This window comes from Psychroflexus salinarum (assembly GCF_042677225.1).
Classification (GTDB): Bacteria; Bacteroidota; Bacteroidia; order Flavobacteriales; family Flavobacteriaceae; genus Psychroflexus; species Psychroflexus salinarum.
In genome coordinates, this window is sequence record NZ_JBHTIV010000005.1 from 192,755 (window position 1) to 204,864 (window position 12,110).

Annotated in this window: 12 protein-coding genes; 5 read left to right on the forward strand and 7 right to left on the reverse strand. The window is 37.6% G+C overall.

Features of this window, described 5'->3' with window-relative positions:
• Positions 1-51: 51 nt before the first annotated feature.
• The 3 genes from ACFQ0R_RS03095 to trpS form a co-directional block, all read right to left on the reverse strand.
• Positions 52-507 (reverse strand): DUF2237 family protein, encoded by a 456-nt coding sequence (locus ACFQ0R_RS03095; RefSeq protein WP_379656911.1) that lies wholly within the window; start codon positions 505-507, stop codon positions 52-54.
• Positions 508-802: 295 nt separating this feature from the next.
• Positions 803-1,369 (reverse strand): REP-associated tyrosine transposase, encoded by a 567-nt coding sequence (locus tag ACFQ0R_RS03100; RefSeq protein WP_379656912.1) that lies wholly within the window; start codon positions 1,367-1,369, stop codon positions 803-805.
• 207 nt (positions 1,370-1,576) lie between these two features.
• Entirely contained in the window at positions 1,577-2,545 is a 969-nt protein-coding gene (gene trpS, locus ACFQ0R_RS03105; RefSeq protein ID WP_379656913.1) for a tryptophan--tRNA ligase, read from the reverse strand.
• Positions 2,546-2,625: 80 nt separating this feature from the next.
• Between trpS and ACFQ0R_RS03110 the strand changes: the two genes are divergently transcribed.
• The 3 genes from ACFQ0R_RS03110 (at position 2,626) to ACFQ0R_RS03120 (ending at position 5,170) form a co-directional block, all read left to right on the forward strand.
• A complete protein-coding gene (locus tag ACFQ0R_RS03110) occupies positions 2,626-3,363 on the forward strand; it encodes a lysophospholipid acyltransferase family protein (protein ID WP_379656914.1) in 738 nt (245 codons plus the stop codon).
• Positions 3,364-3,647: 284 nt separating this feature from the next.
• Entirely contained in the window at positions 3,648-4,412 is a 765-nt protein-coding gene (locus ACFQ0R_RS03115; protein ID WP_379656915.1) for a YebC/PmpR family DNA-binding transcriptional regulator, read from the forward strand.
• A 56-nt stretch (positions 4,413-4,468) separates the two neighbouring features.
• Positions 4,469-5,170 carry a hypothetical protein gene (locus ACFQ0R_RS03120; protein ID WP_379656916.1) on the forward strand — a complete coding sequence of 234 codons (702 nt, stop codon included), beginning with the start codon at positions 4,469-4,471 and terminating at the stop codon, positions 5,168-5,170.
• Here ACFQ0R_RS03120 and ACFQ0R_RS03125 read toward each other — a convergent pair.
• From ACFQ0R_RS03125 to ACFQ0R_RS03140, 4 genes are all read right to left on the reverse strand, one after another.
• The gene (locus ACFQ0R_RS03125; protein ID WP_379656917.1) at positions 5,167-5,646 is read right to left on the reverse strand and encodes a DUF4199 domain-containing protein; all 480 of its coding nucleotides are present in this window, start codon (positions 5,644-5,646) and stop codon (positions 5,167-5,169) included. The genes ACFQ0R_RS03120 and ACFQ0R_RS03125 overlap by 4 nt on opposite strands.
• A gap of 356 nt (positions 5,647-6,002) precedes the next feature.
• Positions 6,003-9,362 carry a preprotein translocase subunit SecA gene (secA, locus tag ACFQ0R_RS03130; protein WP_379656918.1) on the reverse strand — a complete coding sequence of 1,120 codons (3,360 nt, stop codon included), beginning with the start codon at positions 9,360-9,362 and terminating at the stop codon, positions 6,003-6,005.
• 92 nt (positions 9,363-9,454) lie between these two features.
• On the reverse strand, positions 9,455-9,676 hold the full coding sequence (locus ACFQ0R_RS03135; RefSeq protein ID WP_003441576.1) for a DUF2795 domain-containing protein: 222 nt from the start codon (positions 9,674-9,676) through the stop codon (positions 9,455-9,457).
• An 814-nt stretch (positions 9,677-10,490) separates the two neighbouring features.
• Positions 10,491-11,051, reverse strand: coding sequence for a cob(I)yrinic acid a,c-diamide adenosyltransferase (locus ACFQ0R_RS03140; protein WP_379657439.1), 561 nt, complete (start codon positions 11,049-11,051; stop codon positions 10,491-10,493).
• Between the two features lie 625 nt (positions 11,052-11,676).
• Between ACFQ0R_RS03140 and ACFQ0R_RS03145 the strand changes: the two genes are divergently transcribed.
• The gene (locus ACFQ0R_RS03145) at positions 11,677-11,820 is read left to right on the forward strand and encodes a four helix bundle protein (protein ID WP_379656919.1); all 144 of its coding nucleotides are present in this window, start codon (positions 11,677-11,679) and stop codon (positions 11,818-11,820) included.
• A gap of 16 nt (positions 11,821-11,836) precedes the next feature.
• A complete protein-coding gene (locus ACFQ0R_RS03150; RefSeq protein ID WP_379656920.1) occupies positions 11,837-12,025 on the forward strand; it encodes a four helix bundle protein in 189 nt (62 codons plus the stop codon).
• The last annotated feature ends 85 nt before the right edge of the window (positions 12,026-12,110 follow it).

Consider the following 12,110-nt stretch of genomic DNA (forward strand, 5'->3'; position numbering starts at 1 on the left):
TTCGAAATCAAATTCAGAAGGGAGTTTTTTTATACACTAGTAAAATAAGCACTAATCTTGATACTCCCATTCCTTAAGGGTTTCCATAGAGACGTACTCCAGCATTTTTTCATGGCATGCTTCTAGTTTAAGATACAGTGGATGTCCTGCTTCCTTGCTTTTTAGCCAAACGCCCATGCAGACACACCACCAGTCTCCAGGTTTCAAACCCGGGAAACTCCACTGTGGTTTTGGCGTGACCAGATCATTTCCACGTGCTTTGTTCCATTCCAGGAAACCTTCAGTCACTTTCGCCGCTACAATATGTAAGCCATTATCCTGTTCAGCATATTTACAAAATCCATCTCTAAACACTCCCGTCATAGGATCATATGAACATGCTTTTAACTCTGTACCCAATACATTTTTCATTCTTCGTTTTTCTTCTGATTTTGCTCTAAGATAATCAATAATAGGGAAAGTTAGTTGGCTTTGAACTTTAGAACTCGCTTCATTTGGATGCCGCATCTTAGAAGAACTAAAGCTTTAAAAATTAACTTACCACACGATGTTATCGTGTGGTAATTAGAGAAGGCTTTAATTTTAAATAGTGACGCGATGCAATCGCGCACTAACTAGAAAGAAGTTATCTTTAGTAATGACGCAAGGAACTCACGTTATTGCACGATTGCATCGCGCAATTCTTAATAGTTACTCTCCTAAATTTTATGACCTCTAAAGAATACTATTTTCTCATTACATCCTTAAATTTGGAATGTAGGGTGACGCGGTGCAATCGCGCACCTACCAGGTAATTACCAAGTCACATTCCAAAATTTCGAAATACCATTATATCATCCAGCAAGCCCTTTTCACCCGAGTAATCTTTGGCACTACTATATTTATAATTTTCGGGTCTCAGGACTAAACCAGCTTTAACAGGATTTTGATGTACGTAGTTTATTTTTTGTGCAATGACTTTATTGCTCCACAACTCAATAGGCTGGTTATCATGTCTCCAAAACTGATAGTCATTGACGTTTGAGGCTTTTTGTGCAGCTTTCTTGAACTGTCCTAATAAAAATTCTTTCCTGTTTTCCTTTGGATGACTCGCTATACATTTTACTATGGCTTTGCTGGTAAATCTCTTAAAGTCGCCAAGTAGATTTGCAGGATGCAGACCCCCTATACTTCTGAAAATCAAATGTACATGATTGGTCATAAGGCACCATGCTGCTATTTCCATTCCTTTGTGTTTTTGGCAAAAGGATAAGCTATCCAATACAATATCGATGTATTCTTTTTTTGTAAAAACGTAAAGCCATTCCACGACAGCAAAGCTTACAAAGTATAAGCCTTCAGGGTTGTGGAACTTATAGTTCCTACTCATTTCAAAATTTAATCTTTAGGGTTCTCGCGCGATACAATCGCGCTGGAGCAAGGAAAACTAAGTATGCCTTAAGACTTAATACATTTAGAATAAAAATTTACTCATGTTCCTCGCACATTTTATCGCGTAAGAAGAAAACAAACTAAATCTAAAAAGCTATTACGAAACTCAATTGTACAGCAACTCAAAAACCTTATTATAACCAAATCAATACCCCAGCTTCATCCTTACTCTATTCAACACCTCATCCGCAACATCTTTTGCTTTACCAGCACCAATTCCCAATAATCTATCGATTTCTGGTTTGTTGTTCATAAAATAGTCAAACTTCTCGCGTTCTTCTTTATAAGTATCACGTATCAGTTCAAATAAAGCTTGTTTAGCATGACCGTAACCAAAGCCACCAGCAAGGTATTTAGATTTTAAATCAGCTATTTCAGCCTCAGAGCCAATGAGTTTATAGATTTGAAACACATTGCAAGTCTCCGGGTCTTTTGGCTCTTCCAGCGGCGTACTATCCGTTTCAATCTGCATGATTTGCTTGCGCAGTTTCTTGTCGGTTTGAAACAGATTGATGGTGTTGCCTTTAGATTTACTCATCTTAGCCCCATCGGTTCCAGGCACATATTTGGATGATTCAGAAAGTTTAGCTTCTGGTAAGACAAAAGTATCGCCGTATTGGGCATGAAAACGCTCAGCCACATCTCTTGTCATTTCTATATGCTGAAGTTGATCTTTTCCAACGGGAATAAATTCAGCATCGTAGAGTAAAATATCCGCAGCCATCAACATTGGATAAGTAAATAAGCCTGCATTTACATCACTCAATCTATCAGATTTATCCTTAAAGGAATGAGCCAAAGTCAAGCGCTGGTAAGGAAACATACAGTTGAGATACCAGGTTAATTCTGTCACCTGCGGGACATTGCTTTGTCTATAAAATGTGGTCTTTTCTACATCCAGACCAAATGCTAACCAAGTGGCAGCAGTAGCATAAGTATTCTCTTTTAAGACTTCAGCATCTTTTATCTGCGTTAGCGAATGCAGATTCGCAATAAAAAGAAAAGATTCATTTTTAGGTGAATTAGCCATTTCAATAGCGGGAATGATAGCACCCAATAAATTTCCTAAATGAGGAACTCCTGTGCTTTGCACACCGGTTAAAATTCTAGACATAGTTGAGATAAATTACAAATGGCTTCAAAGATAAATGTTTTGTTTATCTGAAACCATTCTATTTATTAAATTTGCCGTCTATGAAATGGATTAAGAAGTTTTTTATAGTTGTTTGGCGAATTTGGTTTTACATCCTCGTCATTACTCCGCTTATCCTTCTACTTCCTTTTCTCTTAATAACCACTTCTAAAGAAAAGTGGTATCCTGGCACATTTTTCTTAGGAAAAATTTGGGCCAACATAGTTTTATATGGAATGGGATTTTTCCCTAAGGTCACTTACAATACAAAACTCGACAGACGAAAAAGCTATATGCTCACCGCCAATCATAGCAGTATGATTGACATTATGATGATGATTTACGTGTCAAAAACTCCTTTCGTATTTATTGGAAAACGTGAGTTAACTAAGCTTCCTGTTTTTGGTCTTATCTATAGACGCTCTTGTATTTTGGTAGACAGAGGTAATGCCAGGAGTAGAAAAGATGCTTTTTTAGAAGCCCAACGCAGATTGAAAAACGGAGTGAGTATCTGTATATTTCCAGAAGGTGGTGTTCCGAACGATATCCATAAAAAGCTCGACACATTTAAAGACGGAGCTTTCAGACTCTCAATTGAGCATCAAATCCCTATTGTTCCCATTTCATTTCCAGACAGCAAAAAACGTTTTCGTTATGGTTTCGATTCAGGAAGTCCAGGTGTGCTTCGGGCGATTGTCCACCCATTAATTCATACCGAAGGGATGGAATTGAATCTCCCAAACCGAAAACTTCTTAAACAACAAACTGCTGAAGCCATTGCTTCTGAGCTGTATTGGTAGAACCATTTTGCAAGGCTAGTTTTTGAGTTCTTGAGTTTGTGAGTAAAAAAACAGGATTTAGGTCGTAGGGATTAGGTTGTAGGAAAATTTGAAATAGTTGTTGAGATTTTTAGTTTATGAGTAAAATAACAGGGATTAGGTTGTTTGAAAGTTTGAAATCATAACTTCACATTCAGTATTCAGTATTCGATGTTCAGTATTTGGTATTGGGTATTTATGGTGTAGGAAAATTTGACACTATTGCTTTGATTACTTATATTGATTGAAATTTAAATTCATAATACATGGCCGGACACAGTAAGTGGGCGAACATTAAACATAGAAAAGGCGCCCAAGATAAAAAGCGAGCGAAAGAATTTACAAGAGCAATTAAAGAGATCACTGTTGCTGTAAAAGAAGGGAACAGTGCAGATCCAGAAACCAATCCAACCTTGAGAAATGCTATTTCCAATGCAAAAGGCGTGAATATGCCTAAAGACACCATTGAGCGTGCCATAAAGAAAGCCTCCGGAGCTGACGCTGATTCCTATGAACTCGTAACTTTTGAAGGTTATGGTCCTCATGGTATTGCTATTTTTGTGGAATGCACTACAGATAATACCAATCGAACGGTAGCTTCTATCCGTTCTATTTTCAGTAAAAACGGAGGGAGTCTGGGCACCAATGGATCCTTAGAATTTCTATTTGATCGAAAAGGCGTTTTTGTCCTGGAAACAAACAGTATCGAACTTAGTGACGAAGAATTAGAACTTGAGTTGATTGACGGGGGTGCCTTAGATTTAGATAATGACAAGGACGAAGAGCTTTTGACGGTTTATACCGACTTTGTTGACTTTGGAAAAATGTCCACAAAGCTTGAAGAACTCAACATAGAACCCAAAAAAGCAGAAGTCCAACGAATCCCACTCAACACTATTGAACTTCCTGTTGAACAAGGACTTAAAATCTTAAAACTGATTGATAAATTTGAAGAAGATGACGATGTTCAAAATGTTTATCATACTTTAGATGTCACTGATGAGTTAATAGAATCTTTGGAAGAAGAATAAATTGAAACATCAAATTCTAGTAGTTGCTCCAATCAAAACAAAAAAAACACTTCATCATGAAAAAACTCTATACAACTTTTGTTCTTCTACTGGTTTTCACATTAGGCTTTAGCCAAAATGAAAATGAATCTCAACCTATACCTTCTGATGTAGAAAATGAGAAGAGTAATTTTAGCTTAGATTATTACTTTGGTATTGGAATGCTTTACACAGACGCTTTAGATATCAATCCTTATTTGAGCGAAAGCAATGTACCGACGGTCAGACGTTTCCCTTTTGAATTTTCTTTGGGAATGACAGGAGATTTTGGCAAAAACAGGATTGACTTAGATGTTGGATTTTACAATCAGGAACGCGAACGTGATAATTTTGGTCATAAAGTAAACTCCGCAAATTTAACTTTAAGGTACTTAAGAAATGTTGTTCAGTTTGAAAATAAAAACCAAATTTTTATAGGAGCAGGATTAAGCTATATGACTTCTGAACTGGAATTTTTCGATAAAAGCGAAACTATTGATTTAGAGGATCCAGAAAGCTTTGGAGATTTGGCTAAATTAAATAATAACCAGTTTTATGTCAGTCCTGGAATTGGCTATTCTATTCTCTCATCCAAAGATAATGAAGAGCATTTACGAATTCAACTGTCTTATGATATCAATATAACCAATTCCAGCTGGGACTCTGATTATGCCAGGGTTTCCAACAGTAAAGATGAAACTGGCAATAGATTTAGGCTACAGTTAATATTTCCTTTCTAAACTTTTTTGTTTTTCAGAAATAAAGCAATCACGGCTGAAAAGAAAACACCGGTTGCAAGGTTGTTGAATATAGCATTAATCACCATCGTATTCAGGTTATAAATTTGACTCAACCCTTCTCTTGGCATTCCTTGTTCAGCTCTTACCTCTACAATATTGGATAGAAAATCCGGGGAAACTATCTCTAACATTATGTAGATAGCCGCTGGCGAAAGCCCGGCAATCACGGCTGACAAAACTACACCAGAAATAAACGCCTTCTGCCAGGTGATTTCACCGCCATAATATTTTTCACGCTTTTGACGAATAGCAACCACATAAATCAAAGCCTGCGGGATCATTAACCAAAATGAAAAAACGGCCTGACTACTTACGTTTGTACTATGATAGCCTAAGTACTTTTCAAAATAGACCCAGGCAATGCTTATTGCTGTAAATACTGAAGCCCATTTTAGTTCAATTTCAAATTTCTTCATAGGATTAGCTTTGAATTATTACTGACGAAAGAATTGATACTTATATATCAGCAACCTGAAAATTACTTTATTAACTATTTACTCTAAATTTTAATGGCCTCATAAAGGCTTATTTATAAAAACTATTGATCATCATCTCAGCTTTACTAGCAATAAAGCTTATATCCAAATTATCGATTTCCAATGTGTTGTTTCAAGGTCGAGCCCTTCGACAATGCTCAGGATAAACTAAACTCAAGAACGATTTAAATCTCAATACTTCAACTATCGCTCAGTACAGACAATCTCGAAGCTAAACATGTATGATTAATTACTTTAACATAACACCTTAAGACTTCCAAAAGATGAAATTGAGATCAATGGTTCATCAATACCCATTCTCCTTTGTCAATTAAAGGAATTGCCTGTTTATATTTCAACGTTTTTTCTTCGCCGGAACCTACATGCTTGATAGTTACTTTATCGTTTCTACCAATCTTCGGCTGTTCTCTTACTACTGTTTCAACTACTTGCTGCTGCTGGCTTGCCTGCGCTCCCGCCTGTCTTGACTGAGCTGCACGCTCATCAAGGTTTTGGATTTCCTCTTTGGTCGTTTCGAGTTGCTCTTTAGGTCTGCTTTGCTGAGCTTCTGTAATTTGCTCGGGCTCACGCTGAGGTAATTCCCCTTTAAATAAGAACGAAATCACATCCTTGTTCACCTCTTCAATCATCACTTTGAACAATTCAAAAGCTTCAAATTTATAAATCAATAAGGGGTCTTTTTGCTCATGAACTGCCAGCTGTACACTTTGCTTCAATTCATCCATCTTACGAAGGTGGTTTTTCCATGCTTCATCAATGATGGCTAGAGAAATGTTCTTTTCGAAATCGGTAATCAATTCTTTACCTTCACTTTCATAAGCCTTCTTCAAGTTGGTCACCACCTGAAGTGTTTTCTGTCCATCCGTAAAAGGAACAGCAATACGTTCAAACTTCTCGCCTTGCTTTTCGTAAACTTTCTTAATGACAGGGAATGCTTCTTCAGCATTGTTAATCATTTTATTTTGATAGTTCTCGTAAGCTTCCTTATAAACTTTCCCCGCTGTTTTTTGAACAGGCTGCTTTTCAAATTCAGCTTTGGTGACAGGAGAATTCATGGAGAAGAAGCGAATCAATTCAAATTCAAAATTCTCAAAATCGTTGGTGGCGTTATTGGAAGCAGTAATCACTTCAGCCGTATCAAATATCATATTGGCAATATCAATTCTCAATCGCTCACCATATAAAGCATTGTAACGACGCTTATAAATTACCTCCCGCTGTGCATTCATGACATCGTCATATTCAAGCAAACGCTTTCTAATTCCGAAGTTATTTTCCTCCACTTTTTTCTGAGCACGCTCGATGGATTTAGAAATCATGGAATGCTGTATCACTTCACCTTCCTCAAGTCCCATTCTATCCATCAGTTTGGCTATTTTTTCACTACCAAACAGACGCATCAGGTTGTCTTCCAGAGACACATAGAACTGAGAACTTCCCGGATCTCCCTGACGACCAGCACGACCTCTTAACTGTCTGTCCACACGTCTGGAATCGTGACGTTCTGTACCAATAATAGCCAAACCACCCGCTTCTTTCACTTCTTTGGACAGCTTAATATCTGTACCACGACCTGCCATGTTAGTGGCGATAGTCACGATGCCACCTTTACCAGCTTCAGCCACAATATCTGCTTCACGTTTGTGTAATTTGGCGTTCAAAACATTGTGAGGAACCGAACGTAACTTCAGCATTCTACTCAGCAATTCTGAAATTTCAACAGAGGTTGTACCAATTAAAATCGGTCTTCCCTGAGCTGAAAGCTGAGCCACCTCCTCGATGATGGCATTGTATTTTTCTCTTTTGGTTTTATAAACCTTGTCTTGCTTATCGTCTCTGGCAATCGGTTTGTTGGTTGGAATTTCCATCACATCCAACTTATAGATTTCCAAGAATTCACCGGCTTCCGTCATCGCTGTACCAGTCATACCAGCCAGCTTGTTGTACATTCTGAAGTAATTCTGAAGCGTGACGGTTGCAAACGTCTGAGTAGCGTCTTCAATCTTTACGTTTTCCTTAGCCTCAATCGCCTGGTGAAGTCCGTCAGAATAACGACGACCATCCATGATACGACCCGTCTGCTCATCGACAATTTTAACTTTATTGTCCATGACCACATATTCGGTGTCCTTTTCAAACAACGTGTAAGCTTTTAGAAGTTGTCTCAACGTATGAATACGTTCACTCTTGACGCTAAAATCTCTGTATAATTCTTCTTTTTTATCTGCTTCTTCTTCTTTAGAAAGGCCTTGTTTTTCAATTTGGGCGATTTCCATACCAATTTCAGGCATAACGAAAAAGTCTTTGTTATCTTCTCCAGAAAGGTAATCGATACCTTTATCGGTTAAGTCGATCTGATTGCTTTTTTCTTCAATAGTAAAATACAATTCGGCATCGACCTTATGCATTTCCCTATTGTTATCCTGCATGTAATAGTTCTCCGTTTTTTGAAGCAATTGCTTCACACCCTCTTCACTCAGGAACTTAATCAGTGCTTTATTTTTTGGCAAACCTCTATAAACTCTCAGCAACTGGAAGCCACCTTCTTTGGTATCGCCATCTCTAATAAGTTTTTTGGCCTCAGCCAAAACACCGGTTAAATGCTTACGCTGCACTTCAACGATTTTAGCAATTTGAGGTTTTAGGTTTTCAAATTCGTGGACATCGCCTTTAGGCACAGGACCAGAAATAATAAGTGGTGTTCTAGCATCATCAATCAACACAGAATCGACCTCATCCACTATAGCAAAGTGATGTGGACGTTGCACCAGATCTTCTGGTGAGTGGCTCATGTTGTCACGTAAGTAATCAAACCCAAATTCATTATTGGTACCGTAAATGATATCTGAATTGTAAGCTTTTCTTCTGGCTGCAGAGTTAGGCTTGTAGTAATCTACACAATCCACACTTAGGCCGTGAAACTCAAAAATAGGCGCCATCCATGCACTATCACGTTTGGCTAAGTAATCGTTTACCGTTACCAAATGCACTCCTTGTCCACTCAGGGCGTTTAAGTACATTGGCAAGGTAGCGACAAGGGTTTTCCCCTCACCCGTCTGCATTTCTGCGATCTTACCCTGATGCATCGCAATACCACCAATGAGCTGGACATCGTAATGAATCATATCCCAGGTTACAGGTTTACCAGCAGCATCCCATGAGTTGTTCCATATTGCTTTGTCACCGTCGAGGGTTACATAATCTTTATCTGCAGAAAGTGTTCTGTCAAATTCTGTAGCAGAAACTTCAAGAGTCGTGTTATGGAAAAACCGTTTAGCTGTTTCTTTTACAGTTGCAAAAGCTTCAGGAAGAATATCATTTAGAACATCTTCTGTCGTTTTATAAACCAGGTCGTTTAGCTCATCAATTTCAGTATAGAAATTCTCTTTGACATCGATGTCTTTTTCGTTTTCAGCTTCTTCCTTCAGTTCATCAATCTGAGTTTGAAGATCTGCTGTTGCTTCTTTAATTTTAGCTTTAAAACGGACTGTATTTCCACGAAGTTCATCTATGCTTTGAGCTTCAAACTGACTTTCGAAGCTTTTGATTTGGTTTACAATTGGAGTAATGGCTTTAAGATCCTTCTTGGTCTTATCGCCTACAAATACTTTTAATACGGAATCTAAAACACCCATAAGTGGCTTTATTAATTTAGTGATTCAAAGGTAACGAAAAAAAAAAGTCTCTTTACGAGACTTTTTGTGTGATTTTAGTAAGAGAAAAGAAGTTAATATTCGTCTTCATTCCATAAATAATCATCGTCTGTTGGGTAATCTGGCCAGATTTCCTCTATAGAGTCGTAAGTATCACCTTCATCTTCTATGGATTGCAGGTTTTCTACAACCTCAAGTGGTGCACCAGTTCGTATCGCGTAATCTATCAATTCGTCTTTGGTTGCTGGCCAAGGCGCATCACTTAGGTAGGAAGCAAGTTCTAAAGTCCAATACATTGTAAGGATATTTTAATTTTTGCAAATGTAATTTTTTTAGCATAATAGCCAACATTTTTGAGGATTATTTAGCCTTAAATTTTCGCTAAGCCTCTGATTTCAAAATATTTCAAAATTTGAATTCGTCATTTGAGATTTTAAATTTTGATGACCAAGTGAAGGAATTAAGGTATAAGGTTTAGGTCTGAAGCCTTAGAAAATGGAAAAATTGAAGTGAGAAGAGAAAAGAGCAAAGACCTTTCGGTGTTTCTGGCTAGCGCGGTGCAATCGCGCAAGAGCGGAGGTGTTTTAAGACTTCCATTCACCACTCACCAACTCCAAGACTCATCACTACTCCTCTCCTCTTTATTTCAAAATTCAAATTTTTGGAAACTTACGGCTAGCGCGATGCAATCTCGCAAGAGCTGAGGTGTTTCTAGGAGGTGTTTCAGCGCGATGCAATCGCGCAAGAGCGGAGATGTATTAAGACTTCACTCATCACTCACAAACTCCAAGACTCACCAACTCAAAAACTCACCGTTACTCCTCTTCTCTATATTTCAAAATTCAAATTTATTATTTCAAATTTTTGGAAATTCACAACTCAAAGACTCACAACTACTTACAGCGCGACACAATGGCGCAAGAGCGGAGGTTTATTAAGACTTCAACTCACCAACTCAAAAACTCGCCACTACTCCTCTTCTCTTCATTTCAAAATTCAAATTTGTTGTTTCAAATTTTTGGAAACTCACAACTCAGAAACTCACAACTACTCCTTTCCTCTTTATTTCAAAATTCAAATTTGTTATTTCAAATTTTTAGAAACTCACAACTACTTACTAGTATCGGGAATCCATTTGACTTCGTCCGCATTTTTTTGTTTGGCGATGCTCCTGGCCAGCACAAACAGGTAATCCGAAAGCCGGTTTAAATACTGTAAAACTTTTTCATCAAAAGGTTCTAAATTGAACAGCGCCGCGCAAATGCGTTCTGCTCGTCTGCATACTGTTCTTGCGACGTGGCAATGCGACACGGCTGTATGTCCGCCTGGTAATACAAAATGTGTCATTTCCGGCAGGTCTTCGTTCATTCTGTCAATCTCCTGTTCGAGAAACTCAATGTCTTCTTTGTCAAGTTGTGGAACTTTCGATGCGTTTGATGCCTTGCCCGGATCTGAAGCTAAAATGGCTCCCACAGTAAACAGTTTTTCCTGAATCTTAATCAGTCCCGATTTAGACTCTTTATCCAGATCCTGATCTCGTACCAAACCTAAATTAGCGTTTAATTCATCTACAGTTCCGTAGCTGTCAATTCTTATGTTATGTTTTGCTACACGCTTCCCTCCAAATAAAGAGGTGGTGCCTTTATCGCCTGTTTTGGTATATATTTTCATAAGGTCTTTTTTATTCAAATATAATGATATCTGAATGAGTGGAGAACTATGAGGCAAATTGAGAACCGAAGGACTCGTTTGAAGCTTTTTGTTTTCGGTTGTTTGTTTTTAGAGTGTAGAATTCTCAATAGGGTTGACCTTTTTTTGCTTCGACGAGTCTGCCTGTGTTTGCCTTGGAGAGGCAGGAGATCTTTTATTATTCGATAGACTTAGTTTTTTCTTATACTTTAATACCTTCAATTTAAATTAATGTTTTCATTCTTTTTTGCATTGCCCAAAAAAGAACCAAAAAACGCTAGGCTGACTAAAAAAACATAAGAAATCCCTACGGAACCCCCAGCCACAGATAAAAAATAACTCAACCGCCTATCGCCGGTTTCAAACAGATTTTTATCTCTTAGCCACTTCTGCTTCCTTGGTTTTCAATGTTTTTTTAGTAGGCCGTTTTTCTCTAATTGTCATTTACTTTTAATTTCCCACTACTATACTATTATTCCATTACACAAATACACGTCAACTGGTCAACTGGTCAACTGGTCAACTGGTCAACTGGTCAAAAATTAAATTTTCCAGAATAAGTACACAAGTTTAATGTATTTTTTATTTCAAATTTAAACGTAGAACTATGAAAACACACAAAGATTTGGAGGTTTGGAAGGAGTCAATTGGTTTTGTTACAGAACTTTATAAAGAGACTAATGAGTTTCCGAAAACAGAACAATATGGGCTAACAAGTCAGATAAGAAGAGCTGCTATCTCTGTACCATAAAATATTTCAGAAGGCTTTGCGAGAAAAGGAATCAAAGAAAAAAATAAGGTTTTTATATATCGCGTTAGGGAGTAATACAGAAATAGAAACACAGCTTATTATTTCAAAAAACCTAGGCTTTGTAAATCAAGAACCTTTTGAAAGTCTCGAAGCGAAAAATAAAAATTTAGGTAAGCAACTTATCAATTTGATTCGTTATTTTTAGAAGAAGAACAAGAGCTAGTCAACTGGTTGACTGGTATACTAGTTCACAATATCAAAACTGAACAAAAAACAGACAACTGTGAACA